At 64.5% G+C, this 26,990-nt stretch carries 24 protein-coding genes; 20 read left to right on the forward strand and 4 right to left on the reverse strand.

The window, feature by feature from the left end:
* Positions 1 to 14 precede the first annotated feature (14 nt).
* The 3 genes from secD (at position 15) to ABD791_RS03770 (ending at position 5,128) form a co-directional block, all read left to right on the forward strand.
* The gene (gene secD, locus ABD791_RS03760) at positions 15 to 1,736 is read left to right on the forward strand and encodes a protein translocase subunit SecD (protein ID WP_345062410.1); all 1,722 of its coding nucleotides are present in this window, start codon (positions 15 to 17) and stop codon (positions 1,734 to 1,736) included.
* Positions 1,736 to 2,737: a protein translocase subunit SecF gene (gene secF, locus ABD791_RS03765; protein WP_345062412.1), complete on the forward strand. Its 1,002-nt coding sequence runs from the start codon at positions 1,736 to 1,738 to the stop codon at positions 2,735 to 2,737. Before secD ends, secF begins: the two co-directional genes overlap by 1 nt.
* A gap of 138 nt (positions 2,738 to 2,875) precedes the next feature.
* Positions 2,876 to 5,128: a RelA/SpoT family protein gene (locus ABD791_RS03770; protein ID WP_345062414.1), complete on the forward strand. Its 2,253-nt coding sequence runs from the start codon at positions 2,876 to 2,878 to the stop codon at positions 5,126 to 5,128.
* A 566-nt stretch (positions 5,129 to 5,694) separates the two neighbouring features.
* Here the strand turns inward: ABD791_RS03770 and ABD791_RS03775 are convergent.
* The 3 genes from ABD791_RS03775 to ABD791_RS03785 form a co-directional block, all read right to left on the reverse strand.
* Positions 5,695 to 6,318 carry a hypothetical protein gene (locus ABD791_RS03775; protein ID WP_345062416.1) on the reverse strand — a complete coding sequence of 208 codons (624 nt, stop codon included), beginning with the start codon at positions 6,316 to 6,318 and terminating at the stop codon, positions 5,695 to 5,697.
* A gap of 87 nt (positions 6,319 to 6,405) precedes the next feature.
* Complete coding sequence (locus ABD791_RS03780) at positions 6,406 to 7,638, reverse strand: DUF349 domain-containing protein (protein ID WP_345062418.1); 1,233 nt, start codon at positions 7,636 to 7,638, stop codon at positions 6,406 to 6,408.
* A 99-nt stretch (positions 7,639 to 7,737) separates the two neighbouring features.
* A complete protein-coding gene (locus ABD791_RS03785; RefSeq protein ID WP_345062420.1) occupies positions 7,738 to 8,541 on the reverse strand; it encodes a peptidylprolyl isomerase in 804 nt (267 codons plus the stop codon).
* A 202-nt stretch (positions 8,542 to 8,743) separates the two neighbouring features.
* On the opposite strand from ABD791_RS03785, the gene ABD791_RS03790 reads away from it, so the two are divergent.
* The 12 genes from ABD791_RS03790 (at position 8,744) to ABD791_RS03845 (ending at position 21,491) form a co-directional block, all read left to right on the forward strand.
* The gene (locus ABD791_RS03790) at positions 8,744 to 10,132 is read left to right on the forward strand and encodes a replication-associated recombination protein A (RefSeq protein ID WP_345062422.1); all 1,389 of its coding nucleotides are present in this window, start codon (positions 8,744 to 8,746) and stop codon (positions 10,130 to 10,132) included.
* A gap of 216 nt (positions 10,133 to 10,348) precedes the next feature.
* Positions 10,349 to 10,978 carry a 30S ribosomal protein S4 gene (rpsD, locus tag ABD791_RS03795; RefSeq protein WP_345062424.1) on the forward strand — a complete coding sequence of 210 codons (630 nt, stop codon included), beginning with the start codon at positions 10,349 to 10,351 and terminating at the stop codon, positions 10,976 to 10,978.
* Positions 10,979 to 11,104: 126 nt separating this feature from the next.
* Complete coding sequence (locus ABD791_RS03800) at positions 11,105 to 11,479, forward strand: DUF948 domain-containing protein (RefSeq protein ID WP_345062426.1); 375 nt, start codon at positions 11,105 to 11,107, stop codon at positions 11,477 to 11,479.
* A gap of 69 nt (positions 11,480 to 11,548) precedes the next feature.
* On the forward strand, positions 11,549 to 11,935 hold the full coding sequence (locus tag ABD791_RS03805) for a hypothetical protein (protein ID WP_345062428.1): 387 nt from the start codon (positions 11,549 to 11,551) through the stop codon (positions 11,933 to 11,935).
* A gap of 58 nt (positions 11,936 to 11,993) precedes the next feature.
* Positions 11,994 to 14,648 carry an alanine--tRNA ligase gene (gene alaS, locus ABD791_RS03810; RefSeq protein WP_345062430.1) on the forward strand — a complete coding sequence of 885 codons (2,655 nt, stop codon included), beginning with the start codon at positions 11,994 to 11,996 and terminating at the stop codon, positions 14,646 to 14,648.
* 3 nt (positions 14,649 to 14,651) lie between these two features.
* Positions 14,652 to 15,122 (forward strand): Holliday junction resolvase RuvX, encoded by a 471-nt coding sequence (ruvX, locus tag ABD791_RS03815; RefSeq protein ID WP_345062432.1) that lies wholly within the window; start codon positions 14,652 to 14,654, stop codon positions 15,120 to 15,122.
* Between the two features lie 2 nt (positions 15,123 to 15,124).
* The gene (gene mltG / locus ABD791_RS03820; protein ID WP_345062434.1) at positions 15,125 to 16,711 is read left to right on the forward strand and encodes an endolytic transglycosylase MltG; all 1,587 of its coding nucleotides are present in this window, start codon (positions 15,125 to 15,127) and stop codon (positions 16,709 to 16,711) included.
* Positions 16,689 to 17,633 (forward strand): shikimate dehydrogenase family protein, encoded by a 945-nt coding sequence (locus tag ABD791_RS03825; protein ID WP_345062436.1) that lies wholly within the window; start codon positions 16,689 to 16,691, stop codon positions 17,631 to 17,633. Before mltG ends, ABD791_RS03825 begins: the two co-directional genes overlap by 23 nt.
* Positions 17,634 to 17,673: 40 nt before the next feature.
* The gene (gene aroC / locus ABD791_RS03830; protein ID WP_345062438.1) at positions 17,674 to 18,882 is read left to right on the forward strand and encodes a chorismate synthase; all 1,209 of its coding nucleotides are present in this window, start codon (positions 17,674 to 17,676) and stop codon (positions 18,880 to 18,882) included.
* Positions 18,882 to 19,397, forward strand: coding sequence for a shikimate kinase (locus ABD791_RS03835; protein ID WP_345062440.1), 516 nt, complete (start codon positions 18,882 to 18,884; stop codon positions 19,395 to 19,397). The genes aroC and ABD791_RS03835 overlap by 1 nt, the downstream gene beginning before the upstream one ends.
* The gene (aroB, locus tag ABD791_RS03840; protein ID WP_345062442.1) at positions 19,394 to 20,515 is read left to right on the forward strand and encodes a 3-dehydroquinate synthase; all 1,122 of its coding nucleotides are present in this window, start codon (positions 19,394 to 19,396) and stop codon (positions 20,513 to 20,515) included. Before ABD791_RS03835 ends, aroB begins: the two co-directional genes overlap by 4 nt.
* A gap of 265 nt (positions 20,516 to 20,780) precedes the next feature.
* Positions 20,781 to 21,491, forward strand: coding sequence for a hypothetical protein (locus tag ABD791_RS03845; RefSeq protein ID WP_345062444.1), 711 nt, complete (start codon positions 20,781 to 20,783; stop codon positions 21,489 to 21,491).
* Between the two features lie 20 nt (positions 21,492 to 21,511).
* Here the strand turns inward: ABD791_RS03845 and ABD791_RS03850 are convergent, their stop codons facing one another.
* Positions 21,512 to 22,132 (reverse strand): TetR/AcrR family transcriptional regulator, encoded by a 621-nt coding sequence (locus ABD791_RS03850; RefSeq protein ID WP_345062446.1) that lies wholly within the window; start codon positions 22,130 to 22,132, stop codon positions 21,512 to 21,514.
* A gap of 181 nt (positions 22,133 to 22,313) precedes the next feature.
* On the opposite strand from ABD791_RS03850, the gene ABD791_RS03855 reads away from it, so the two are divergent.
* The 5 genes from ABD791_RS03855 (at position 22,314) to nusB (ending at position 26,974) form a co-directional block, all read left to right on the forward strand.
* Positions 22,314 to 23,963 carry an amidohydrolase gene (locus ABD791_RS03855; RefSeq protein WP_345062448.1) on the forward strand — a complete coding sequence of 550 codons (1,650 nt, stop codon included), beginning with the start codon at positions 22,314 to 22,316 and terminating at the stop codon, positions 23,961 to 23,963.
* A gap of 13 nt (positions 23,964 to 23,976) precedes the next feature.
* The gene (locus tag ABD791_RS03860; protein ID WP_345062450.1) at positions 23,977 to 25,350 is read left to right on the forward strand and encodes an APC family permease; all 1,374 of its coding nucleotides are present in this window, start codon (positions 23,977 to 23,979) and stop codon (positions 25,348 to 25,350) included.
* A gap of 117 nt (positions 25,351 to 25,467) precedes the next feature.
* Positions 25,468 to 25,905 carry a type II 3-dehydroquinate dehydratase gene (gene aroQ, locus ABD791_RS03865; protein ID WP_345062452.1) on the forward strand — a complete coding sequence of 146 codons (438 nt, stop codon included), beginning with the start codon at positions 25,468 to 25,470 and terminating at the stop codon, positions 25,903 to 25,905.
* Positions 25,906 to 25,994: 89 nt separating this feature from the next.
* Positions 25,995 to 26,555, forward strand: coding sequence for an elongation factor P (gene efp, locus ABD791_RS03870; protein WP_345062454.1), 561 nt, complete (start codon positions 25,995 to 25,997; stop codon positions 26,553 to 26,555).
* Positions 26,555 to 26,974, forward strand: a complete 420-nt coding sequence (gene nusB / locus ABD791_RS03875; protein ID WP_345062456.1) for a transcription antitermination factor NusB — start codon at positions 26,555 to 26,557, stop codon at positions 26,972 to 26,974. Before efp ends, nusB begins: the two co-directional genes overlap by 1 nt.
* Positions 26,975 to 26,990 lie beyond the last annotated feature (16 nt).

Here is a 26,990-nt window from a genome sequence, read left to right on the forward strand (position 1 = left end):
AGCTGAGTTCATAGGTGGCAAAGTCGTCCCCGGCTAAGAAGGCCTGGCGTTCCCTTTCCTGGCTAGGCGTTATTATCGTCGGCCTCTTCGCGATCAACGCCATTGGCGTCTTCACTGGGGGAGGGTCGTGGACACCCAAGCTCGCTCTTGACCTCGAGGGCGGAACTCAGATCATCCTCGCTCCGAAGGTTGCTTCGGGTGAGACTGTTTCGCAGGAACAGCTGAACCAAGCTGTATCGATCATCCGCCAGCGCATCGACTCCTCTGGAGTCTCCGAAGCGGAGATCAACACGAGCGGCCAGAACGTCGTCGTCTCGCTCCCGGGAACTCCCGACGCGGAGACGATCAACCGCATCGAGTCATCGGCGAAGCTTGAGTTCCGACCTGTTCTCGTCGCCGGCCAGCCGTCTGCTCAGAGCATGAATCCCGACGGAACCACTGCCACGCCGGTTCCGACGCCCAGCATCGATCCCAACCTGTCGACCACGCCGACAGCGAAGCCGACCAGCCCGAGCGACCTCAGCCAGGTCACCCCCGCGTTGCAGGCCGAGTTCGACAACTTTGACTGCTCCAGCATCAACACGACGAACGTGGCCCCGGCCGATGAGCCGTTGATCACCTGCGAGGCCGACGGTTCGGTCAAGTACATCCTCGGCCCGGTCGAGATCAGCGGCGAGCACGTCTCGGATGCGTCGAGTGGTCAGCAGACCAACCAAAATGGCACGACCACCGGCCTCTGGGTCGTGAACATGGTCTTCGACTCCACGGGCACCAAGCAGTTTGCTGAGGTCACGACCCGCTTGGGCGGCCTCACCGGCGTGCAGAACCAGTTCGCCATCGTGCTCGATGGTTCGGTGATTTCTGCTCCGAGCTCGAATGCCGTGATCACCAACGGCAAGGCGGAGATCAGCGGCAACTTCACCCAGGAATCTGCGAAGGCTCTCGCCGATCAGCTGAAGTTCGGCGCGCTGCCGATCAGCTTCACCGTGCAGAGCAACGAGACGATCTCCGCGACGCTCGGCTCTACCCAGCTCATCAGCGGCCTGATCGCCGGCCTGATCGGTTTGATCCTCGTGGTGATCTACTCGCTGATCCAATACCGTTCGCTGGGATTCCTTACCGTCGCGTCGCTGGCCGTGGCCTATACGATCACCTATCTGATCATCACGATCCTGTCGTGGCGAGAAGGCTATCGACTCTCGTTGGCCGGCGTGGCAGGTCTGATCGTGGCCATCGGTATCACCGCCGACTCGTTCATCGTCTATTTCGAGCGGGTGCGTGACGAACTCCGCGACGGCCGCGGCCTCGAGTCGTCGGTCGAAGCCGGCTGGAAGCGTGCGATCCGCACGATTCTTGCCTCTGACGCCGTGAACTTCCTCGCCGCCGCTGTGCTGTTCATCGTGGCCGTCGGCAACGTCAAGGGCTTCGCGCTCACGCTCGGGATCACGACGATCGTCGACGTCGTCGTCGTCATGCTGTTCACCCACCCGATTCTTCAGCTGCTGGCTCAGACCAAGTTCTTTGGCGAGGGCCACAAGCTCAGCGGACTTGATCCGCGGGCCTTGGGCGCTGCCTATCGAGGGCGCGCCCAGTTCCGGCCGTCAGCAGCCATCGCAACCACCAAGGTCGCGTCCTCCAGTAAAGAGGCGGCCAAACGTCAGACCATCGCCGAGCGGAAGGCAGCCGAACTGGCTAGCGCAGATTCCTCTCAGTCGACCGAGGGGAAGAACTCCTAATGGCTAGTTTCGCCCAGTTCGGAAACGACCTGCACACCGGCAAGCGTTCCTACAACATCATCGGTCGCCGGAAGCTCTGGTACTCGATCGCAGCAGTGATGATGCTGATCGCCATTGTGGGCCCGTTCCTGCGCGGTGGATTCGTCTTCGGAATCGAATTCACCGGTGGATCTGAATTCATCGTGTCGGATGTTGCCACGCAGAGCCAACAACCGGCCATCGACGCTGTCGCTACTGTCGTGCCCGACGCTGTTCCGAAGGTGACAACCGTCGGTAACAACTCAATCCGGGTGCAGACCGACCAGCTGACCAGCGATGAAAGCCGTGAGCTGAGCAACGAATTGGCCACGGCCTACGATGTGCCGGCCACCCAGGTGACATCCTCGTTCATCGGCCCGTCGTGGGGTGCGGATATCACCGGACAAGCTCTGCGCGGTTTGGCCATCTTCTTGGTGCTGGCCGCGGTTGTGATGGCGTTGTACTTCCGCACCTGGAAGATGTCGCTCGCTGCGATGGTCGGACTGGTTCACGACTTGATCATCACCGCCGGTGTCTACGGCCTCACCGGGTTTGAAATCACCCCGGCTGCGGTCATCGGATTCCTCACGATTCTGGGTTACTCGCTCTATGACACCGTCGTGGTCTTTGACAAGGTGCGAGAGAACACGTTCGAAGAATCGAACCGTACTTTCGCGGGCTCGGTGAACCTTGCAGTGAACCAGACCCTGGTTCGCTCGATCAACACTTCGGTTGTGGCGTTGCTGCCCGTCGCGTCGATTCTGTTCATCGGAGCGTTCTTGCTCGGTGCCGGAACGTTGCGCGACATCTCGCTCGCCCTGCTGATCGGTATGCTCGTCGGTACGTACTCGACGATCTTCATCGCCGCGCCGCTCTATGCTCACTTGCGTGAGAACGAGCCGGCGATTCGCAAGGCAGACAAGAAGGCTCTTGCGCTCCGCGCCAAGGCCGACCAGCAGGCCGGTGCCGAAGTAACCGCTTGATCCTGACTCCCGGTGACCACGAACTCGTTTCGTGGTCACCGGGAGTTTTTTTGCAGGCGGCGTGGTAACGCGCCCGCCGCCGATGCAGCGATAATTGTGAAGTGAGCACCCGGTGGCTCGAAGAGGTGAGGTCACGTGATGAGCGACACAACGACTCCGTCGGCCGCGTCACTGCGCCGCTTGGTTCCTCGCATCTTCTCCCGTGCTCAACCGGCTGGCGCCGTTGACACCCTGATCAAGACGGTTCGGATGCATCATCCGAAGGCCGATCTGTCGATCATCGAGCGTGCGTACACCGCTGCAGAGCGGGCCCATTCCGGGCAGAAACGTCGCAGTGGCGAGCCGTACATCACGCACCCGGTCGCGGTCGCGCAGATTCTCGCCGACCTCGGTATCGGTCCGAAGACTGTCGCTGCGGCGCTTCTTCACGACACCGTCGAGGACACCGAGTACACGCTCGACCAGCTGCGTGCTGACTTCGGCGACGAGATCACGATGCTCGTGGATGGCGTCACCAAGCTCGACAAGGTCAAGTACGGCGACAGCACCCAGGCCGAGACGGTGCGCAAGATGATCGTCGCGATGTCCAAAGACATCCGCGTGCTCATCATCAAGCTGGCCGACCGGCTGCACAATGCGCGCACCTGGGGTTTCGTGCCAGCGGAGTCGGCGGCCCGCAAGGCGACCGAGACGCTGGAAATCTACGCCCCGCTCGCGCATCGCCTGGGTATTCAGGCGATCAAGTGGGAGCTGGAAGACCTCTCGTTCGCCGTGTTGTACCCCAAGCTCTATGCCGAGATCGAGAGCCTGGTCAAGCAGCGCACGCCGCAGCGCGAAGAGTTCGTGCAGCAGGTCATCGACAACATCAACGAGGATCTGAAAGCGGCGCGCATCAGGGGCAAGGTTGCCGGGCGCCCCAAGCAGTACTACTCGATCTATCAGAAGATGGTCGTGCGCGGGCGCGAGTTCGACGAGATCTACGACCTCGTCGGCATCCGGGTTCTCGTGAACTCGGTGCGTGACTGTTACGCGGTGCTCGGTGCGATCCATGCCCGCTGGACTCCGTTGCCCGGCCGGTTCAAGGACTACATCGCCACCCCGAAGTTCAACCTCTACCAGTCGCTGCACACGACGGTGCTCGGCCCGAGCGGTCGCCCGGTCGAGATTCAGATTCGCACCCAAGAAATGCACCAGCGTGCCGAGTTCGGTGTGGCGGCTCACTGGAAGTACAAAGAGCAGGTCAACGGCAAGTCGAGCGGTCCAGGGCTGCACAACGACACCGACATGGCCTGGCTCGCGCACATCTCGGACTGGCAGGCCGAGACCGCCGATCCCGGCGAGTTCCTCGACTCGCTGCGCTACGAGATCGGTGCCAAAGAGGTCTACGTCTTCACGCCGAAGGGCCGCGTCATCGGATTGCCCGCCGGCGCGACGCCGGTTGACTTCGCCTATGCGGTGCACACCGAAGTCGGCCACCGCACCATGGGCTCCAAGGTCAACGGGCGCCTCGTTCCGCTGGAAAGCACGCTGAACACAGGCGACGTCGTCGAGGTCTTCACCTCCAAGAACCCCGACTCAGGTCCCAGCCAGGACTGGCTGAACTTCGTCAAGAGCCCCAGGGCCCGCAACAAGATTCGCCAGTGGTTCACGAAAGAACGGCGCGACGAAGCGATCGAGCAGGGCCGCGATGCCATCGCTCGCGCGATGCGCAAACAGAACCTACCGCTGCAGAAACTGATGAACCAGGACTCCTTTGCGGAGGTCGCGGCTCAGCTGAAGTACGAAGACGTCTCGGCGCTGTATGCCGCTGTCGGGGAGGGTCATGTCTCGACTCAGTCGGTGCTCGAGAAAGTCGTCTCGTCGCTGCAAACCGTCGAAGAGATCTACAGCACCGATCTTCCGGTGGCACCGCGGGGCCGCACTCACACTCTGCGCAGCAGCGACTCGGGCATTCTTGTGCGCGGGGCCCCCGACATCCTGGTGAAGCTGGCCCGCTGTTGTACCCCGGTTCCGGGCGACGAGATCGTCGGTTTCATCACCCGGGGCTCCGGTGTCTCGGTGCACCAGAAGTCGTGCCACAACGTGCAGTCGCTGCTCAAGGAACCCGAGCGGATGATCGACGTCGAGTGGGCACCCACCTCCAAGAGTCTCTTCATGGTGCAGATTCAGATCGAAGCCCTTGATCGCTCCGGACTGCTCTCTGACGTCACTCGGGTGCTGTCTGAGCATCATGTCAACATTCTGTCGGCGACAGTGAACACGTCGAGCGCTCGGTTGGCGCTCAGTCGCTTCGTTTTCGAGATGGGCGACACCACCCACCTGGACCGTGTACTCAACGCTGTGCGGCGCATCGACGCTGTCTACGACGTGTACCGGGTCAGCGACGGCTAGACCCGCTCCCGTCGCTCGGCCCGCGGCCATGTTGCATCCGCCGCGATGTCGACCGAGTGACAGCGGCCGGTTGAGCTCGAGGCCCGCGCGACGCCGCGCGACGCCGCGCGACGCCGCGCGACGCCGCGGCTGACGCCGCGGCTGACGCCGCGGCTGACGCCGCAACATCCGCCCCGGCTTCCAGCGAACCCAACCCCATCCGGCCCCACCCGCGTTCCCCATTCGACGGAGATTTTCGTGATTTTGGCTGTTTTCGCGCTGAAAGTCGTGTTTCTGGGTCGAATCTCCGTCGAATGGGACGGAACACGTCGAGAGGGGGGGCTCGCGCCTTCGCTCCTTGCGCCGGAGCTGAGCGGGTTCAGCGCCGCGCCGCGGGTCGGAGCGCTGGAGAGAGTCGCGCAGGTTGACGCTGCGCGGGTCGGATGCCGTCACGCGCGTTGGCGCCCACCAGCGCAGCGGCATCCGACCCGCGCAACGACGTTCCGTGCGTCGCGCTTGTGGACCGAATACTGAGACCTCCGACACATGCAGGGACTCCGGTGGTTTGCCGGCAGACGCAACTCCGGTTAGAGGGTCGGCTCAGGGGGTTTCGCCAAGCTCAACCAACGAGGTGAAGAGTCAGGCCCGTGAGGCCGATCGTTAAGAAGAAGCTGGGTCTGGGCCAGCCGATCGAGTGCGCGCCGCGCCTCGGCCCTGGAGTGCGCGACAAAACCCTCGAGCACGGGGCCGACACTGGCGAACCCGGCATAGCGAAGAAGGCCGGCCAGCACCTCCGGCACGGCCAATGTCGTCGGTTGTTCCCATCTCGCAAGGTCGATTGCCGTTCGCAGCGGTGTGGTGACGCCCAGCCCGCCGATCAGCTGGCTGTCGTCGCCCACTCGGCGTAGCTCGCGCACCTGGAGTCGGGGTGATGAGGCGATGACGGCGCGTGCACGCGTGTCGACGCAAACGCGGTGCTGCGCAGGCTCCGGAGCGACGCCGTAGATCCAGGCCGCGCTCTGAAGCTCGGCGATCGCGCGGCGGGGGAGCAGACGTGCCACGCTCAGGGCGCGAGTGGCCGGCTCATCGTGCACATCGATCGGACACCAGAACTCGCCCAGACCGAAAAGCTCTCCGTCGAGGCGAGCACTCGACAGCTCGGCGATCGGAAGATCGGCGGTGGTGAGAACGGAGCTGAGTCGTGAGTGCATCAGACCAGACTCGTTCGCGGCATCCGCACCGACAGCGAAAGGCCAGGATCTGTGGACAGATCCTGGCCTTGTGACGCTTGTGGAGCGTTACTTCTCGATCGCGTTCAGCCACGCCTTGCGTGCAGCCAGAGCCTCGGTCGCTTCGGCAATAGCCGCGGCATCCTTGCTCGCCTCAGCCTCGGCCAGTTCGGCCTCCAGCTTGGTGATCGCATCGTGCAGCTGACCCGCGAGCCCGGCGGTGCGGGCCTCAGTCTCGGGGTTGTTGCGCTTCCAGAAATCGTCGTCCAGCTTGCGCACTGCGGCTTCGACCTTGCGCATACGATCCTCGACGACCTTGACCTGGTCGCGCGGAACCTTGCCGATTTCATCCCAGCGGCGCTGGATGCCGGAGAGGGCGGTGCGCGCCTTCGTGCGGTCGGTCTCGGTGAGCAGCGCCTCTGCCTCGGTCAGAAGCTCAAGCTTCTGCTCGAGGTTACCAGAGAACTCTTCGTTCTCGGCAGCGTCAACCTCAGACTTCGCGCTGTAGAGCACATCGCCGGCAGCCTTGAACTTCGCCCACATGGCGTCGTCCTGCTTCTTGCCGCTGCGCCCGGCGAGCTTCCACTCGTCGAGCAGCGTGCGGTAGCTGTTGATTCCATCGGCGCCCTGCGGCGCGAGGGCCTCAGCCTGGGCAATCAGCTGCTGCTTGCGGTTACGAACGTCTTTGTGTGCGCTGTCGAGCTCAGCGAAGAAAGCCTTGCGGTTCTGCTCGATCGTGGTGCGCGCAGCACGGAATCGCTTCCACAGCTCATTGGCCTCACCCTTCGGAATGCGCGGCGCGTCGTGCTGGTGCGCCTGCCACTTCACGAAGAGAGCGTCGAGGGCAGCGCTGGTCTGCTTCCACTGCGTCTTCGCCGGGTCCTCTGCGGCGAGCCGCTCAGCCTCTTCGACGATGGCAGCGCGCTCGGCCAGAGCGGCGGCTGACTGTGCCTTGGCCTCTGCGCCCTGCTGCTCGGTCAACTCGCTGACGGTGCCGCCGAGGGCTCCGAGACGCTCGGTGAGCGCGGCGAGGTTGCCGACCGCATTGGCGTTCACCAGTGCAGCCTGCAGGTTGGCGACGGCCTTCGCGATGTCCGCAGCGGGCGCGCCACCCTTGGCGCGCTGTTCGAGAAGCGTCACCTGGCCGTTCAGTTCGACGTATTTACGCTCGAAGTACGCGAGCGCCTCCGCCGGAGTGGCGTCGGGGTACTGCCCAACGGCACGTTCGCCTGACGCCTCGCGCACGTAAACCGTGCCGGTTTCGTCTACGCGACCCCATGGTTGCTGATCTGTCGTAGTCAAGAGCCTCACCTTAAATTAATTGTCTGCCCGCCAATGGGCCGATACAACGGGCCAATACGGGCACAAGCCTATTGCAAGCCGACCGAGTGCCGGAAGTTACTACTGAACTGTTACCGACGTGATAGTCGTCGGGACGACGGGAGCGCCGTCGGTTGCGCCGTCGACGACACCGGCATCGGTGATTTTCGCCTTGAGCTCATCGAGTCCGCTCGTGATCTTTCCGAGCACGGTGTAGCCACCGGCGGCATCCGCCGGAATCGTGGTGTCGTCGTAGACGATGAAGAACTGGCTGCCCATGCTTGACGCGTTGCCGCCGGCGCGAGCCATGGCCAGCGTGCCGGCCGGGTAGACGTCGTCTGCCGGAGCATTCTCGATCGGGCCATAGCTGTAGCCAGGGCCGCCAGTGCCATCGCCGGTCGGGTCACCACACTGCAAAACAAAGAATCCGCCGGTGGTGAGACGGTGGCAGGAAACCCCGCTGTAGAAACCCTTCTGAATCAAGCTGATCGTCGACGACACGCCCTGCGGTGCGGTGGCACCGTCGAGCTCGAAGCCGAGCGGAACATCGTTGAGGGTCAGCGTTCCCGTCCAGGTGCGACCTTCGGCCAGCGTGCTCGGCGGAACATCGCCGGAGTTCGCCCCGGCGGCAGCAGTCGGGGTTGCCGTGGGCACCGTGGTGGGCGTCGCGGACGGTTTGGGGGTCGCTGCGGGAGTTCCCGGACCGCCGTTGAAGAAGAGCAGCTGGGCGCCGACAGCGAGCACGAGCACAACGACGAGGGCGCTGCCGGCGATGATGTTGTCCCGCTTGCGACGCTTCTGCTGGTTCTGGTTCACCGTGCGGCGCGCCTGGTAGCTGCGCACTCGTGCGCGAGCCTCGCGGTCCTGCTTGGGGTTCTGTGCCACTCGAGTCCTCCTGATTGGCCGGGGGGCCGGCGGTGCTGGTGGCGCCCAATCGGGTCGCCAGACAGTAGAAGGCCGGGGCGTGTCGGCCCCGGACCTCGTTGAACTCTACGCAACCTGGCGACACTGAACAAATGACGGGCAGCGGATGTTGCACCCGGCGGCAGCGGAACCGCGTGTCAGTCGCACAAACTACGCTGGAGGGATGTCTGATGCTCAACCGGGACTGCAGCCGGGACTGCAGCGAGGCGCAACGCCTCTGGCCGTTCGCATGCGCCCGAAGAGTCTTGACGAGGTTGCAGGCCAACGCCATCTGCTGACCCCCGGTTCACCCCTGGTGAGCCTGGCCAGTGACAAGACGGGGCAGCAGGGCTCAGTGTCCGTCATTCTCTGGGGGCCTCCCGGCACCGGCAAGACAACACTGGCTCAGGCGATTGCGCACAGTTCAGGGCGCCGTTTCGTCGAACTGTCGGCGGTGACCGCCGGAGTACGCGATGTGCGCCAGGTGATGGAAGAGGCGCGCACGAGCCGCGACCTCTATGGCCTCTCGACGGTGCTCTTTCTCGACGAGATCCACCGGTTCAGCAAGGCACAGCAAGACGCTTTGCTGCCGGGCGTTGAGAACGGCGTCATCATCCTTGTCGCCGCAACGACGGAGAACCCCTCGTTCTCGGTTATTTCACCGCTGCTGTCTCGCTCGCTTCTTCTCACTCTCGAGGTGCTCAGCGACGACGATCTGGGCATTGTCGTCGATCGCGCGCTGGTCGACGACCGTGGTCTCGCCGACGGCTTCGTGCTCGAAACCGACGCGCGAGCGGCCATCATCCGTCTGGCCTCCGGCGATGCGCGCCGGGCGCTCACCGCGTTGGAGGCGGCGTCGGTCTCTGCGGCCTCCTCGGCTCTCGTCGCGCCGTCCACCGCAGCCAAGAAGCGTGCGGCACCTGCGGGTGTTCAGAAACCCGTCATCACGACCGAGATCGTCGCGCTGGCCGTTGACCGCGCGCTGCTGCGCTACGACCGCAACGGCGATGAGCACTACGACGTCATCAGTGCCTTCATTAAATCGGTGCGCGGGTCGGATGTCGACGCCTCGCTCCACTACCTCGCCCGCATGATCGAAGCCGGTGAAGATGCCCGGTTCATCGCGCGCCGCATCATCGTGCTCGCCTCAGAAGACATCGGTATGGCCGACCCCCAAGCGCTCGTGATCGCAGTGGCGGCCGCCGACGCCGTGCAGCTGATCGGCATGCCGGAGGGGCGAATCCCGCTGGCCCAGGCGGTCGTGCACCTGGCGACCGCGCCGAAGTCGAACGCGGCCTACATGGCGCTCGACGCCGCGATCAGCGATGTGCGGGCCGGAAAGACCGGCCGCGTGCCCAAGCATTTGCGGGATGCGCACTATGCCGGTGCCAAACGACTCGGCCATGGCAAGGGATACAAATACCCCCATGACGACGCTTTGGGGGTGCTCACCCAGCAATATCCGCCTGACGAATTGAAGCGGGTTCGGTACTACGAACCGACCGAGCACGGCAATGAGCGCGAGGTCTCGGCGCGGCTGATCAAGATTCGCCGGATTGTGCGTGGCGAATAGCTCATTTCGAGACGGCGGCTGTGTTAGTCTTATCGCTGCCTACTACTGGTTTTGGCGTGCGGCTGCGTCCGGCACCAGATAGTTGGGATTCGCTCTGTAGCCGAGCGGCCCGCGGCAACACCCCTCTGACTTTCCCCGGGTATCCGGCGCCGTCGATCTCATCGTGACCGTGCCTGGGCCCGGGATTCCCTGTTTGAGATTTATTGAAAGGACACCGTGTCTACCAAGTCACGTACCCGTAGCAAGACCCGCTTGTCTCGCGCGCTGGGCATCGCCCTGACGCCGAAGGCAGCCAAGTACCTCGAGAAGCGTCCCTACGCTCCGGGCGAGCACGGCCGCACCAAGCGCAAGGCTGACTCCGACTACGCAGTTCGCCTGCGCGAGAAGCAGCGCCTGCGTGCCCAGTACGGCATCCGCGAAGCCCAGCTGAAGATTGCTTTCCAGGAAGCACGTCGCACCCAGGGCCTGACCGGTGAAAACCTGGTCGAGATCCTCGAGACCCGTCTCGACGCTTTGCTCGTGCGTGCAGCTATCGCTCGCACCACCGCGCAGGCTCGTCAGATGGTTGTGCACCGTCACATCCTCGTTGACGGCCAGCTCGTTGACCGCCCGTCGTTCCGCGTGAAGCCGGGTCAGCTCATCCACGTCAAGCCGAAGAGCGAAGGCATGGACATCTTCCAGGTCGCCGCAGCCGGCGGACACGTCGATGTTCTGCCGAAGCTTCCGGTCTACCTCGAGGTTGAACTCGACAAGCTGCAGGCACGCCTCGTGCGTCGCCCGAAGCGTGCAGAGGTCCCCGTGACCTGTGAAGTTCAGCTCGTCGTCGAGTACTACGCAGCACGCTAAGCAGCACACTGCTTCGCAACTGAACTACGCTGGAGGGCGGATCATCCATTGGATGGTCCGCCCTTTGCGTATCTGCGCTCGTCTCGCGCAGATGTATGCCATTTCTGGAATGAAAGGTGTTCACACATGACCGGTGGAGACATCGTCGGATTGATCGCCGCACTGGTTTTTGCTGTGCTGGTGGGATTCATCGCCATTCCACTCATTAAACTCGGACGGGTCTTCGATGAGACGACCCACGCCATCCGTGAGGTGAGTGACAACGTCACGCCGTTGCTCCAAGAGAGCGCGGAGACGATCAAAGAGACCAACAAGCAGTTGGCCAGGGTCGACACCATCACCTCGAACGTCGCAGACGTCACCGGCAACGTCTCAGCGCTCGTCGCGCTCTTCGCCGCCACCGTCGGCGGCCCATTGATCAAAATCGCCGGCTTCTCAGCCGGGGTGCGCGCGGCGTTTGCAACAGGCCGTCGGTCAGGCTCCAGTCGCCGCAGAGGCTGAGCCACTACTCTTGAACGATGATCGGCTGCGCCGCAGTGTGCCGATCGATAGATATCAGGGAGCATTGTCATGAAGAACTTCATCTGGTTGGTTGTCGGAGTCGCTGCTGGTTTCGTCGTCGCGCACGAGGTCAACAAGACCCAGCAGGGCAAACAGTTCTTCAGTGATCTCGATGCCAAGGCCCGTGAATTCGGCGAGGCAATGTCGGATGGCTACCGTCAGCGTGAGGCCGAATTGCGTGCCGCTCTCGGCGACGGAGATGCGCCGACCGCTTCGTCGTCTGTACCGTTCTCCGGGCCGTCCTCCTTTGCGAAAGCAACAACGAACGCTGACTCAGCCGTCGACATTGAGGCTGAGGATGCCGCATTCGACGCGGCCGCCGCCGACTCAGCTGCCGACTCAGCCGCCGCCTCTGCTGACGGCTCGACCGGCGACGCCGCCGCCGACGCCAAGTAGCGCGGCACTCTCACTTTCAGTTTTTACCCCCATTCGACTCCTCTGAACTACGGAACACATGCAGACTGCAGACATTCGCGGGCGCTGGCTCGACTTTTTCGCTGATCGTGGCCACACGGTCGTACCCTCGGCCTCCCTGGTGAGCGACGACCCGACGCTGCTCTTCACCGTGGCAGGCATGGTGCCGTTCGTGCCCTACCTGACCGGTCTCGTTCCCGCGCCGTTCCCGCGCGCCACGAGTGTGCAGAAGTGCATTCGCACCAACGACATCGAAGAGGTCGGTAAGACCCCGCGCCACGGCACGTTCTTTCAGATGAACGGCAACTTCTCGTTCGGCGACTACTTCAAGGAACAGGCGATCAACTACGCCTGGGAGCTGCTCACCTCGCCAGAGAACGCCGGCGGGTACGGTTTCTTGGAGAAAGACCTCTGGGTCACCGTCTACAAGGATGACGACGAGGCGATTCGGTACTGGCGCGCCCTCGGCCTGCCTGAAGAGCGCATCCAGCGCCTCGGCATGGACACCAACTACTGGTCAACCGGTCAGCCCGGCCCGGCCGGCCCCTGCTCTGAGATCTTCTTCGACCGCGGCCCCGCCTACGGCGCCGACGGCGGCCCGGCGACCGACGACGACCGATACGTCGAAATCTGGAACCTCGTCTTCATGCAGTACCTGCGTGGCGAGGGCACCAGCAAGAACGACTTCGAGATTCTCGGCGAACTGCCCAAGAAGAACATCGACACCGGCATGGGCCTTGAGCGGGTCGCCTTTCTCAAGCAGGGCGTCGAGAACATGTACGAGATCGACCAGGTGCGCCCGGTTCTCGACCGCGCCGCCGCCCTGTCGGGCCGTCGCTATGGTGCCGACCACGGCGACGACGTGCGGATGCGCATCGTCGCCGACCACGTGCGCTCCTCCTTGATGCTGATGAGCGACGGCGTGATGCCGTCCAATGAGGGCCGCGGCTACATCCTGCGCCGCCTGATGCGTCGGAGCGTGCGCGCGATGCGTCTGCTCGGTGTCGAGGAAGCCACCTTCCCCGAGCTCTTCCCCGCCTCGCGCGACGCGATGAGCTCGTCGTACCCGGAGGTCAAGGCCGACTACAGTCGTATCAGCCAGGCTGCCTATGCCGAAGAAGAGACATTCCTGCGCACTCTCGCGAGTGGCAGCAGCGTTCTCGACCTGGCCGTCGCGAAGACGAAGAGCCAGAGCAAGACCGAGCTCGCCGGCGACACTGCGTTCCTGCTTCACGACACCTATGGGTTCCCCATCGAGATCACCCTCGAAATGGCCGAAGAAGCCGGGCTCTCCGTCAACCGCGAAGCTTTCGACACCCTGATGTCGAAGCAGCGCGCGATGGCGAAGGCCGATGCCAAAGCAAAGAAGACTCACCTAGCCGACCTGTCGGTGTACAGCACCTTCCGTGCGCTCGGCGAGACGATCTTCACCGGCTACAACAACCTCCAGACCGAGTCGTCGGTGCTGGGCCTCATCGTCGACGGCGTCTCGGTGACGAGCGCAGTCGCGGGTCAGACGGCCGAGGTGATCTTGCAGGAGACCGCGCTCTACGCCGAATCGGGTGGACAGGCGGCCGACGCCGGCCTCATCGTCGGCGCCGGCTTCGAGCTCGAGGTACTCGACGTTCAGAAGCCCGTCAAGGGCCTGATCAGCCACACCGTGAAGGTGAAGACGGGCGAAGTCGGCGTCGGTGAGCACGCGACGACCATCGTCGACGCCGATTGGCGCCGTGGTGCGCGTCAGGCGCACTCGGGCACTCACGTGCTGCACGCGGCACTGCGCCAGGTGCTCGGCCCGAACGCCCACCAGTCCGGGTCGTACAACAAGGCCGGATTCTTTCGTCTCGACTTCTCGTGGAACCAGGCTCTGTCGCCGGCGACCCGCAGCGAGATCGAAGAGATCTCGAACAACGCGATCCGTGACAACCTCGAGGTCGTCACTCGTGAACTGCCATTGGCCGAAGCCAAGGCGCTCGGCGCGATGGCCCTCTTCGGTGAGAAGTATGGCGAGACCGTGCGCGTCGTCGACATCGGCGGCCCGTGGTCGCGTGAACTCTGCGCCGGCACCCACGTGTCGACGAGTGCGGAGATCGGCATGATCAACCTCGTCAGCGAGGTCTCGGTCGGTTCGACCAACCGCCGCGTCGAATCGCTCGTCGGCCTCGACGCCTTCCGCGATCTGGCTGCCGAGCGAGCAATCGTCTCCACGCTCACCCAGAACTTGAAGACCCCGCGCGAACAGCTCCCCGAACGCATCAACGACCTGGTGCAGAGCCTCAAGGCTGCCGAGAAGAAGATCGCCGCATTCGAAGCACGCACGCTCTCCGACCGGGTTCCTGCCCTGCTCGAGAAGGCAGCGCGTGTCGGAGAGGTGCTGCTCGTCGCCGAAGACCTCGGCACGCTGAACTCGGCCGACGACGTGCGGATGCTGGTCACCACGACCCGCGAACGGCTCGGCAGCGAGCCTGCCGTCGTCGCACTCGCGGCATCCGTCGGTGAGAAGGCAGTCGTCATTGTTGCCACGAACCAGGCGGCACGCGATGCCGGCCACAAGGCTGGTGCGCTGGCCAAGGCGGTTGCGGGAATCCTCGGCGGCGGCGGAGGCGGCAAGGACGACATGGCGCAGGGCGGCGGCCCGAATCTGTCGGCAGTTCCTGCGGCTCTTGACGCCGTACGCGACACCGTGGGCCGCTAGGGCATGCGTCACGGCGTTCGGGTGGGTGTTGACGTCGGAAAAGCACGGATCGGGGTGGCGCGGAGTGATGCCCACGGCATGCTGGCCACCCCGGTCGAAACGGTCAGTCGAGATCAGGGCGGTCACGCCGACCTCGACCGAATCCGCGTGATCGTCGCCGAGCTGGACGCCGTTGAGATCATTGTCGGCCTGCCTCTCTCGATGTCGGGCGGGTCGACGGCGTCGACAGAAGACGCCCGCGACTTTGCCGGTGCGCTGGCGACGGCGCTCGAGTTGCCGGTGCGAATGGTCGATGAGCGGCTGTCGACCGTGTCGGCACAGTCGGCGCTGCGGGCCTCCGGCCGCAAGGCGAAGACGCAGCGTCCAGTCATCGATCAGGTCGCCGCAACTATAATTTTGCAACACGCTCTTGACACCGAGCGCTCCTCCGGACAACCGGCTGGCTCACCCGTTGCCCCGAGCGAAAGGCCGTGACAGTGTCGGATTCCTTCCCCGAAAAGCCCGCAGGCGAGGCAGCTGACAAGCCTGCTGAGGGTGCCGTGCCGGCAGAACGCGATGCGTCTGCCGCAGCCGCCGGCCCTGCTTCGGGTGTCGACGATGCAGCTCGCCGTGAGCAGAGCTGGGATGAGTTTCTTGCGGGGACTGCCGCCAGCGGTGACGAATCACCTGGCACGCTGCATCCGCCGGCTGAGAGCGCTGCCGCGGCTGCCTCACATCACCATGAGGCAGCGCACGGTGTGCACGAGGCGGCGCCCCGGTCGCGACGGGCAGCCCGCGAGTCGGAACAAGCCCGCGCGGCTGCATCGCGGGAGTCGGCTCAGCCGATGGTGCTGGGCCAGGAGCATGGAGCCGGTCAGTCGCACGAGTTGGGGAAGGCGCTCGGCGCCGACCAGGCGCAGGGGCTTGCCGCGCCTGAGGGAGGCGGTCAGCCTCCGCGCACCGATGACAGGGCCCAGCGCCGAGCGCAGCTCACGGCGCAGCTGCCGAAAGAGAAGAAGAGTCGCAAGGGCGCATGGGGCTGCCTGATCGTTTTCGTCGTGATTTTCGCCCTGATGGCCGGGGGAGCCTTCGCGCTTCAGGGGCCGATCAACGCGTTGATCTCCAAGACGCAGGGCCCCGCTGACTTCGAGGGTGCCGGAACGGGAACCGTCAACGTGATGGTTCACGAGGGCGAGACGGGCGAAGACATCGCAAACACGCTGGCGACACAGAAGGTCGTCGCGAGTTTCGATGCCTTCTATTCGCTGCTTCTCAAGCAATCCCCTTCACCGATTTTTCAACCCGGCGTCTACAAGCTCGCGCAGAAGATGAGCGCGAAATCGGCGTTGAGTGCGCTGATGGACCCGGCGAACAAACTCGACCGGACCGTGATCATCCCTGAGGGAACCGCTGAGGTCGACGTGCTCCAGCTCGTCGCAGAGGGCACGAGTATTCCGCTTTCCGACCTGCAGGCTGCCGCCGGCGACGTCTCCTCGTTCGGTCTGCCCGCCGAAGCGACGAAGCTCGAGGGCTTCCTCTTTCCTGCGACGTACACCTTCAATCCCGGCATCAGCGCGCATGACGCCATCAAGACCCTCGTCGATCGGCAGTTCGAGGCATTGGACTCAGCGGGCGTCGCTCCCGCCGACCGATGGAAGACGATCGTTCTGGCATCGCTGATCCAGCGCGAAGCCGGTCTGAAAGACGACTATTTCAAGGTGTCGCGCGTCTTTCTGAACCGTCTCGATCGTGACCAGTGGCCGAGCGGTCTGCTGCAGTCCGACGCGACAGTGGCTTACGGAACCGGCAACACCCACCGGGTGAGCACGACCGACGCCGAGCGCGAAGACGCAAGCAACCCGTACAACACCTATCTGCACCCTGGACTGCCGGTCGGACCGATCTCCAACCCCGGCGATCTGGCGATCGATGCAGCACTGCACCCGGCCGACGGCACCTGGCTCTACTTCGTGACCTGGAATCTGGACACCGGAGAGACAATTTTCTCAACCACCATCGAAGAACACGATGCTGCAGTCGAGAAGTGGCTAGCGTGGATGGATGAGCACCCCGAGTATGGCTAGCCCGCAGAGAGCGGCAGCGGCGCCGACTGCACCAACGGCGGCGCGCCTCGCCGTGCTCGGATCACCGATCTCGCATTCCCAGTCGCCCGCCCTGCATCGTGCCGCGTACGGTGTGCTCGGTCTTGACTGGTCCTATGACGCCATCGAGGTGTCCGAAGGCTCTCTGACCGGCTTCATCGACGGTCTCGGCACCGAGTGGCGCGGGCTGTCGTTGACGATGCCGCTCAAGACCGAGGCCGCCGCCCTGATCTCAGATCTCGATTCATTGGCCCAGCACACCGGTGCGGTCAACACCGTGCTCCTGCGCAACGGTGCAACCGGCCGCACGCTGTCCGGTTTCAACACGGATGTGCCTGGCTTGGTTCGCGCACTGGCCGAAGGGGGAGTCCGCGAGGCACGTCGTGTGGTGCTTCTTGGCGCGGGCGCCACGGCATCCTCCGCACTGATCTCCGCCGCTGAAATCGGAGCAGAATCGGTGGACATCCTGGTGCGTTCCCCCCGCAAGGCCGCCCCTCTGGTCGAACTAGGACGTTCGCGCGGACTCGTGGTGACGGTGTCCCAGCTGCCGAACGCGGAAGCGGGGAACGACTCCACACCGGGCCGTCCGATCACGACCATTCCCGCGCTGGACAGCCCGGCAAGCCTCATGATCAGCACTCTGCCCGGCGGATCCCTGCTCGGCGACGTGTTCTCTGCCGATTTTCGGCGCGACACCGTTCTCTTCGATGTGAGCTACTCACCGTGGCCGAGCGCCCTGGCGCTGGCTTGGCAGCGGGCGGACGGCACCGTGCTCAACGGGCTGTCGATGCTTCTGCACCAGGCGCTCATTCAGGTGCGTATCTTCGTCAACGGCGATCCGTTCGAACCGGTGGAGCGTGAGCACGAGGTGCTGGCGGCGATGCGGGGCGCGCTGACGGTCTAGCGGTGAATCCGATCACTCCGGCTGTGGAAAGATAGGAGCCATGCTTCGTTGGCTCACTGCCGGAGAATCCCACGGTCCCGAACTCATCGCTATTGTCGAGGGTTTGCCCGCCGGAGTCCCGGTCACTTTGGAATCCATCCGTCTCGATCTTGCGCGCCGCAAACTCGGCTACGGCCGGGGTGCCCGCATGAAGTTTGAGGAGGATGTGCTCGACATCTCCGGTGGCGTTCGCCACGGCCTCACTCTCGGCGGCCCCGTCGCCCTGCGCATCGGCAACAGCGAATGGCCCAAATGGGTTGAGGTGATGAGTGCAGAGCCCGTCGACCCGGCGAAACTCGCCCGCGGACGCGGCGCAGCACTCACCCGGCCGCGGCCCGGCCACGCCGATCTCGTCGGCATGCAGAAGTACGGTTTTCAGGATGCCCGCCCGGTGCTCGAGCGCGCGAGCGCCCGTGAGACCGCGGCTCGCGTCGCCCTCGGTGCAGTGGCTCGCGGCTTCCTCGACGAGCTCGGCATCACGCTCGTCAGCCACACGCTCTCAATCGGTCCGGTTCGGGTGCCAGAAGACGCACCGCTGCCGGTTTCGTCGGATGTCGACACACTCGACGCCGATCCGCTGCGCTGCTTCGACCCGGCCACCTCGGCTCTGATGGTCGCCGAGGTCGACGCCGCTCACAAAGACGGGGACACCCTCGGTGGCGTCGTCGAGGTGCTCGCCTACAACCTTCCACCCGGACTCGGCTCCTTCGTGCACTGGGACCGTCGACTCGACTCCCAGCTGGCGGCTGCCCTCATGGGCATCCAGGCGATCAAGGGTGTCGAGGTCGGCGACGGCTTCTTGACGACGACGCGTCGCGGCTCGGTTGCCCACGATGAGTTGGTTCACGCCGATGGCGCGATTCAGCGGGCCGGCGATCGTGCGGGTGGCACTGAGGGCGGAATGAGCACCGGCACAGTGTTGCGCGTGCGCGCTGGAATGAAGCCGATCGCGACGATCCCTCACGCGCTGCGCACCGTTGACATCGCGACGGGGGAGGCGGCATCCGCTCACCACCAGCGTTCTGATGTGTGCGCTGTCCCGGCCGCCGGCGTTGTTGCCGAGGCGATGGTTGCCCTGGTGCTCGCCAACTCGGTGCTCGAGAAGTTCGGGGGCGATTCGGTTGCTGAAACCCGCCGCAATCTCGAGGCGTACCTGGCCAACATTCCCGCGAACGTGCAGACGGGCGCGTCGAGTGACGCCTCGCTCTAATGAGCACGTCTGACCGCACGCCGTTCCCGATGGTGTTCATCGGGCCGATGGCCGCAGGCAAGACCCGCATCGGCAAACGTGTCGCTGCGGCTCTCGGTGTGCCGTTCGTCGACACCGACAAGCGGGTCGTTGCCGTGCACGGACCGATCAAAGACATTTTTGCCGTTGACGGCGAGCAACGCTTTCGTGAGTTGGAGCGTGCCGCCGTTGTCGACGCGCTCGAAACTGCGGGAGTGGTGTCGCTTGGCGGTGGGGCCGTGCTCGACCCGGCCACCCAGGCCGATCTCCTCGCCTGCACTGTCGTGTTCTTGAGCGCGACCTCTGAGGCAGTGGCCAGCCGCATCACCGGCTCGAAGCGTCCGCTGCTGCAGAACGGCGTCGCCGACTGGCAACGCATTTTCGATGAGCGGCGCCCCACCTATGAGGCATTGGCAAGCATCCACATCGACACCTCGAATCGGCCGATCGAGCAGATTGCCGCCGAGATTGTGACCTGGGCAAAAGAGAGATCATGACTGAATCGACTGAATTGAACCACGCTGCATCCGCCCCAGAGCCGACCGACGTGACAACGATCACTGTCAGCGGTATCGACAGCTATCCCGTCATCGTCGGACGCGGCCTGGGCGACCAGATTGCCGCCCACCTCGGCTCTGCGGTGCGCAAGGTGCTCATCGTTCACACCTCGACGGTCGGTGCCCGCGCCGTCGCACTGCGCGAGAGCCTGCTCGAGAACTACGAGGTGCTGATCGCTGAAGTGCCAGACGGCGAAGCGGCCAAACGCGTCGAGGTTGCCGCGTTCTGCTGGGGTGTGATGGGTCAGTCTGACTTCAGTCGCACCGATGCGGTCATCGGCTTCGGCGGCGGCGCCGTCACCGACCTCGCCGGCTTCGTCGCAGCCACCTGGCTGCGCGGCGTCACGGTCGTTCAGGTACCGACGAGCGTGCTTGGCATGGTCGACGCGGCCGTCGGCGGCAAGAACGGCATCAACACCGCCGAGGGAAAGAACCTCGTCGGCACCTTCTACGCACCGACCGCGGTCATCTGCGACCTCGACACGCTGGACGACCTGCCCCGCAACGAGATCCTCGCCGGCTTCGCCGAGATCGTAAAGGCCGGATTCATTCAAGTTCCCGAGATTCTCGACATCATCGAAGCGGATGTCGCCGTCGCCACGGATCCGACGACTCCTGAATTCCGCCGGGTTCTCGAACTCTCGATCGCCATGAAGGCGCGCGTCGTGGGGGAGGACTTCAAGGAGGCCGGCCTGCGCGAAATCTTGAACTACGGCCACACCCTGGGGCACGCCGTCGAGCACGCTGAGCGATACGGCTGGCGTCACGGCGCCGCTGTCGCGGTGGGAATGATGTTCGCGGCAGAGCTGGCCAGCCTTAGCGGGCGCCTCCCCGTCGAGGTTGTCGACCGGCACCGACGCATCCTTGAGTCGTTGACGTTGCCGACGACCTACCCGGTGGGCCGCTGGAAGACTTTGCTCGCCACGATGCAGCGCGACAAGAAGACCCGCAGTGGAATGTTGCGCTTCATCGTGCTCGACGACGTCGGCAAGCCGACCGTTCTCGAAGGTCCTGACACCTCGCTGCTGTTCGCCGCCTACCAGGCAATCGGCTCCTAACCGCTCCAGCGCGACACACTACTCCCGGCGGATTGACATGTCGCGTGCACCTTCGCCCCTGATTGCCGCCGCGAGAGGTCGCAGATCGCCCCTTCAGGGCGGTTCATGGGGCGATCTGCGACCCTTCGCGAGGGGGGCGTCGAGCCGTCTGTGGATCCGATTGGCGTATCGTCGAGAGGGAACGCACGGGGATTGAGTGCGATCACAGTTCAGTTTCAGGCGACAGGCCGTCGCCGCTACAGCGGGGGTCACACCAGGAGCGACAATGCCAAACGTGATGCGAGATGCGCAGATGGCGTGGGTGGCATTCGCTGTCGCCGTTCTGGGAATCGTTGCGAGCGTCATGCTCCTGCTCATGTTCGCCACGGAGGTGCCGTACAACGGGCCCTACCGCTACGGTGCCGCCTATGAGACGCTCACGGCTGTCGCCAACGCGCTGACGGCGGCGCTGGTGCTGTATCTGAGCCACCTCGCCGGACCGTCGCGAGGTGCGCGGGTCTTCGCGCCCGTGCTTGCCGTGCTCCTGGTGGTCGGGGCGGGCTCCGCGATTCTGTTGGTGACGCACGTGGTCGGCTACGCCGTGTCCACCGCCGTCACGATCGCCGTGCTGTTTCTGGAAGGCGTCTGGATGATCTGGCTCAATCGCCGGATGCGGCTCCAAAACCTCTTTCCAGCCTCGGTGAGCACGATCGGTTGGCTGATCGGCGTCTGCCTGGTGATCGGGCTGCCCCTCGGTGTGCTGGGATTCATGCTGCCGCCCCTCCATATCGTCCAGTTGCTCGTGCTCGGGGCCGGCATCTTCATCGCGGGGGCTGCCTGGGTGATTTTTGCGGTCTGGTGGGTGTTGGTCGGGGTGTGGCTTTTGCGAGGCCGACGTCCGGCGCTCGGTGAGGTCACGCCAGTCACCGATGGGGCAGCGGATGGCGCGCCCGGTGCGACCACGAGGGTGAAGGAGCGCGGGCGGCGCAAAGCGTAGGCCGCCCCCTGAGCGCAGCCTCACTGGGGAGGAGTTGCCTCGGCCGAGCGCACCGTTTGCAACCCGGCGATCAGTGCGGCGATGCCGAGCGTGAAGGCTGCCGCCGCGCTCGACGTTGACGCGTACTCGGGTGCGAGCGCCCGGCGCAGTGTCTCGAGTTCGGCCGGCACGGTGTCGGCAGCGAGAAGCGTGCTCGGAGCGACCGCATCGAGCGCCGAGCCCAGCACGTGCGCCTCAACCGTGCGCATCACGGCGACGGCGTCGCCGTCGGCCCAGCCGGCGTCGATGAGGGCGGTCACGACCGTGTCGTACATGCGTAGGGTCGAGGGATCGGTGATCGGCGTCGTCGCCAGCAGGCGGATGCAGTTGGGTCGCGCCGCGAACGCGGCCAGATACGACCGCGCCCACACGATGAGCGCCTCGTGCCAGGGCAGCTGCGCAAAACTCGATGTGTCGATGTCCTCGACGATGAGAGCGCGCATCCGCTCGATCAGGTCTTCACGCCCATCGATGTGGTTGTAGAGCGACGACGGTTGGCGACCAAGCTTTGTCGCGAGGCGCTTCATCGTGAGTGCATCACTGCCGTGCTTCTCGGCGAGATCGAGAGCGGCAAGTGCAATTTGTCTGCTGGTGAGGTTCACGATGCACCTTTCAATTTGCCTCTGTTCAGATGGCGTTGTGCACCGTACTCTACTCATACGAACGACGTTCGTTCGTAAACGCGAGGGATGCCGCGAGGCGTCCAAGACGGTGCCCCACCACCGGCGCATTGCACCGCACCACACATACCCAGGTCCACAGCACCCAATGGAGGGCACCCGCGTGAGCGAAACCGGCCGACAGCAACTCTTTGTCAATGGAACCGTCTGGCTGGGTTCCGAGCACTCCGATGAAGCGTCGCTGCTGGTGGTGGACGGCCAAATCGCCGCGGTCGGCACCGAGGCGCTCGAGCTGAGTGAGGCAGCGGCTACCGCAGGGTCGGTGGAGATCGTCGACCTCGACGGCGGTTTTCTGATGCCGTCGTTCGGAGACGGCCATGCGCATCCGCTTCTCGGCGGACTCGAAGACTGCGGTCCGGCCGTGCGCGCCTGCCGCAGTATCGACGAGATCGTCGCCGAGGTGCGCCGCTACGCAGCTGCCCACCCCGAGGCAGAGTGGATTGTCGGGGCGTCGTACGACGGCAGCCTCGCTCCGAACGGCCTCTTCGACGCGCGCTGGCTCGACGAGGCAGTGCCCGACCGCCCGGTGATGCTGCGGGCGTGGGACTATCACACCGTCTGGGTCAACTCAAAGGCGTTGGAACTCGCGGGAATCGAGGCGGCGACGCCCGAGCCGGTTCTCGGGGAGATTCCCCGGCGGGCCGACGGTAGCCCGCTCGGCACCCTGCGTGAATGGGGTGCCATCGACCTGGTCACTGCGGTGTGCCCTGCATACAGCCTCGACGACCGTGTCGACGCGCTGGGCCGGGCGACAGCGCATTACGCGCGCCTCGGCGTGACCTGGGTTCAGGATGCCTGGGTCGAGCCGGCCGACGTCGACACCTACCTGGAAGCCGCGGCCCGCGGCGAGCTGTCGACTCGAATCAACCTGGCGCTCCTCGCTGACCCCCGGCATTTTCCGGATTCCTTGCCTGGCATGCTTGAGGCACGGCGGCGGGTCGAAGAACTCGGGCACCCGCTCCTCACCGCCCACAGCGTGAAATTCTTCGCCGACGGTGTGGTCGAGAACGAGACCGGTGCGCTCCTCGAGCCGTACTGCACCGGGCTGCACGATCACGGGATGCTCGTGTGGACACCCGAGAAGCTCGCCGAGGCGGTCACCGCGGTGGATGCCGCAGGCTTCCAGGCCCACATTCACGCGATCGGTGATGCGGCGGTGCGCTGCGCTCTCGACGCCATCGAACACGCCGACCGCGTGAATGGCCCGGCCGATCGCCGCGCGGTGATCGCGCACGTGCAGCTCGCCACCGGCGACGATCTGGAACGCTTCGCCCGGCTCGGCGTGATTGCCACCATGCAGCCGCTCTGGGCGCAGCTCGACGACCTGATGACCAAGCTCACGCTGCCCCGCCTGGGGCAGGAACGGTCTGCGCGGCAGTATGCGATGCGCACGCTCGAGGGGCTCGGAGCTCCCCTCGCCTTCGGGTCCGACTGGCCGGTGTCGTCGGCTGCTCCGCTTGAGGGGATCGCCGTCGCCGTCTCCCGCACGACAGGGGAGGGGGAGCCGGCCGGCGGCTGGATTCCGAGTGAGACGCTGAGCATCGAGACCGCGCTTGCGGCGTATTCGAGCGGCGTCGCGACGCAGGCGTTCGCCGGTCGAAACGATACCGCCTGGGGGCAGATCGAAGTCGGCGCCAGCGCCGATCTCGTCTGGCTGGAGAACGACCCCCGAACCGTTGCCGCGGCATCCGTGCCGGCCATCGGCATCCGTGCCACCTATCTCGCCGGTACACCGACGTACCGCGCGCCTTGAGAAAGGATCCACAATGTCTGTCACTCCTGAATCACTGACTGTCACTCCGCCGGGCACCGCTGCAGGGGAGGGACAGCTGCGCCGCGTGCTCGGCGTGCCGTCGCTCGTGCTCTTCGGCCTCGTTTACATGGTGCCGCTGACGGTGTTCACCACCTACGGCATCGTCACCCAGCTCACCGGCGGGCGGCTGCCGCTGGCCTACATCGTGACGTTGATCGCGATGGTGTTCACTGCGCGCTCCTACGGCTTGATGTCGAAGGCCTTTCCGTTCGCCGGCTCCGCCTACACCTATACGCAGCGCAGCTTCGGCCCCGGCATCGGCTTTCTCGCCGGCTGGGCATTGATGCTCGACTATCTCTTCCTCCCGATGATCAACTACCTCGTGATCGGGATCTACCTGAACGCGGCGTTCCCGGCGATGCCGTCGTGGACCTTCGTGCTCGCGGCGATCGCCCTGGTGACGGTGCTGAACGTGATCGGCATCGTCTCGGTCGCCCGTGCCAACGTGCTGATCATCGCCGTGCAGGCGATCTTCATTGTCGTGTTCGTGGCGATGGCGATCGGCGTGATCGGTCAGGGCGCCAGCGTCGACCTGACCGCGCCGTTCACCGGAACGGGGGAGAACGGCGGCATCACGACACTCTTCGCCGGTGCCGCAGTGCTCTGCCTCTCGTTCCTCGGCTTCGACTCGGTCTCAACGCTGGCCGAAGAGACGCGGGAGCCGCGAAAGAACCTGCCGAAGGCGATCATGATCATCACGCTGCTGGCCGGCGTGATCTTTGTCGGCCTCTCCTACATCGGCTATCTGGTGCTGCCGAGTCAGATCTTCACGGATGTCGACTCCGCGCCGCTCGACGTGATGGCACTCGCCGGTGGCCAGTTTCTCACCGTGTTCTTCACTGCGGCCTACGTGGCCGGCGCAACGGGTTCCGCTCTCGCGTCCCAGGCCTCTGTCTCGCGCATCCTCTTCGCAATGGGGCGCGACGGAGTGCTCCCGACGCGGTTCTTCGGGCGCATCAATAAACGATTCGGAACGCCCGTGCTGTCGATCCTCGCGGTGTCGGTCGTGTCGTTGCTCGCTCTGGTGATCGATCTCGGTCTGCTGGCCGAGATGATCAGCTTCGGGGCGCTGATCGCGTTCTCGGCGGTGAACCAGTCGGTGATCAAGCACTACTTCATCGGCGAGAAGCGACGCGCGGGTTCGGATCTGCTCAACTATCTGGTCGTTCCGGCGATCGGCATGGTGTTGACGCTCTGGCTCTGGACAAGCCTCTCACCCCGAACCCTGCTGGTGGGCCTGATCTGGCTGAGTGTGGGGATCATCTATCTCGCCTGGCTGACCAGGGGATTCCGGCGCGCGATACCGATGCTGGATCTGAAGGAGTAGCACTGGGCGGCTCAGAGCTCGTCAGCCGGCTGATACCTCGGTTGGTGCGTGAGGAGCGTGTTCTGGGCGTGCCGTGAACCCCGTGAGCCGGCATCCGCTCTGCTCTAGGCTGGGAAGATGCGCACAATTCTCGTTCTGAACGGCCCGAACCTCGGCCGGCTCGGCAGCCGTGAACCGGATGTCTATGGCTCAGCCAACCTCGATGACCTGCGTGTCATGCTGGCCGCCGAGGCGGGCGACGATGTCACGATCGACCTGCGTCAGAGCGACGACGAAGCCGAGCTCATCCACTGGCTGTATGAGGCTGTCGACACCCAGAGCCCCGTCATCCTGAACCCTGCTGCGTTCACGCACTACAGCTATGCACTGCGGGATGCGGCTTCACTGGTCACGAAGGCCGGCGTGCCGCTGGTGGAGGTTCACATTTCGAACCCCCACGCTCGCGAGACCTTTCGTCACACGAGTGTTGTCAGTGCCGTCGCGACGGGTGTGATCGCCGGATTCGGCTTCGATTCCTACCGTCTCGCGCTCAACTTCTTGACCCACCAGCCCTAACTGCTCTCTTTGGCTCAGGCGGCTGCGGCAACTACACTCGTTTGAGGCCCTCTCCGGCCACCACTTTCCAATCGAAGGATCATCCCTCCATGGCATCTACCGCCGATATCAAAAATGGCGTTGTACTGAAGATCGACGGCCAGCTCTGGACCGTCATCGAATTCCAGCACGTCAAGCCGGGCAAGGGTGGCGCTTTCGTGCGCACCAAGCTGAAGAACGTCGTCAGCGGCAAGACCGTCGACCGTACCTACAACGCCGGTGCGAAGATCGAGACCGAGAACGTCGACCGTCGCGACTTCCAGTACCTCTACGCCGATGGCGACTCGTACGTGTTCATGGATGTCTCTGACTACGACCAGCTTCACGTTCCCGCCGTCGTCGTCGGCGACTCAGCGAACTTCATGCTCGAGAACCAGGCCGTCACCATCGCCCTGCACGACGGAAACCCGCTCTACGTCGAGTTGCCGGCATCCGTCGTTCTCGAGATCACCTACACCGAGCCCGGCCTGCAGGGCGACCGTTCCACCGGTGGCACCAAGCCTGCCACCGTTGAGACCGGCTACCAGATTCAGGTTCCGCTGTTCCTCGACATCGGTACCAAGGTCAAGGTGGACACCCGCACGGGTGACTACCTGAGCCGCGTCAACTAGTGAGCGCCCGTACGAAGGCGCGCAAGCGCGCCATCGACATCCTCTACTCTGCTGACGTTCGTCAGACCACGATTGAGGATGCCCTCGCCGCTGAGGCAGTGCGTGCGTCGAGCGAGCCGGATCGTCAGGCATCGTGGCTGTACGCCCGCGAGATCGTCGATGGCGTTGTCGATCACCGCGAAGAGATCGATGAACTCATCGAGACCTACTCGCAGGGTTGGACGCTGTCGCGCATGCCCATGATCGACCGGGCGATCTTGCGCATCGGCATCTGGGAGATTCTCTTCAACGACGCTGTCCCGCACGCCGTGGCGATCGATGAGGCCGTCGAGGCCGCCAAGATCCTGTCGACCAACGACTCGGCCGGCTTTGTCAACGGTCTACTCGGGCGCATCGCTCAGACGGCTCCCTCCGCCTAACCGGTTCGGCCCGGCG

The sequence above is a fragment of the Glaciibacter kafniensis genome, from assembly GCF_039538945.1.
GTDB classification, from domain to species: Bacteria; Actinomycetota; Actinomycetes; order Actinomycetales; family Microbacteriaceae; genus Cryobacterium; species Cryobacterium kafniensis.

Bases quoted from the DNA above. Each gene is read 5' to 3' on its own strand.
- secF (WP_345062412.1), top strand. From the start codon at position 1,736: ATGGCTAGTTTCGCCCAGTTCGGAAACGACCTGCACACCGGCAAGCGT.
- ABD791_RS03770 (WP_345062414.1), top strand. From the start codon at position 2,876: ATGAGCGACACAACGACTCCGTCGGCCGCGTCACTGCGCCGCTTGGTT.
- ABD791_RS03775 (WP_345062416.1), bottom strand. From the start codon at position 6,318: ATGCACTCACGACTCAGCTCCGTTCTCACCACCGCCGATCTTCCGATC.
- ABD791_RS03790 (WP_345062422.1), top strand. From the start codon at position 8,744: ATGTCTGATGCTCAACCGGGACTGCAGCCGGGACTGCAGCGAGGCGCA.
- ABD791_RS03800 (WP_345062426.1), top strand. From the start codon at position 11,105: ATGACCGGTGGAGACATCGTCGGATTGATCGCCGCACTGGTTTTTGCT.
- ABD791_RS03805 (WP_345062428.1), top strand. From the start codon at position 11,549: ATGAAGAACTTCATCTGGTTGGTTGTCGGAGTCGCTGCTGGTTTCGTC.
- alaS (WP_345062430.1), top strand. From the start codon at position 11,994: ATGCAGACTGCAGACATTCGCGGGCGCTGGCTCGACTTTTTCGCTGAT.
- ruvX (WP_345062432.1), top strand. From the start codon at position 14,652: ATGCGTCACGGCGTTCGGGTGGGTGTTGACGTCGGAAAAGCACGGATC.
- ABD791_RS03825 (WP_345062436.1), top strand. From the start codon at position 16,689: ATGAGCACCCCGAGTATGGCTAGCCCGCAGAGAGCGGCAGCGGCGCCG.
- aroC (WP_345062438.1), top strand. From the start codon at position 17,674: ATGCTTCGTTGGCTCACTGCCGGAGAATCCCACGGTCCCGAACTCATC.
- ABD791_RS03835 (WP_345062440.1), top strand. From the start codon at position 18,882: ATGAGCACGTCTGACCGCACGCCGTTCCCGATGGTGTTCATCGGGCCG.
- aroB (WP_345062442.1), top strand. From the start codon at position 19,394: ATGACTGAATCGACTGAATTGAACCACGCTGCATCCGCCCCAGAGCCG.
- ABD791_RS03845 (WP_345062444.1), top strand. From the start codon at position 20,781: ATGCCAAACGTGATGCGAGATGCGCAGATGGCGTGGGTGGCATTCGCT.
- ABD791_RS03860 (WP_345062450.1), top strand. From the start codon at position 23,977: ATGTCTGTCACTCCTGAATCACTGACTGTCACTCCGCCGGGCACCGCT.
- aroQ (WP_345062452.1), top strand. From the start codon at position 25,468: ATGCGCACAATTCTCGTTCTGAACGGCCCGAACCTCGGCCGGCTCGGC.
- efp (WP_345062454.1), top strand. From the start codon at position 25,995: ATGGCATCTACCGCCGATATCAAAAATGGCGTTGTACTGAAGATCGAC.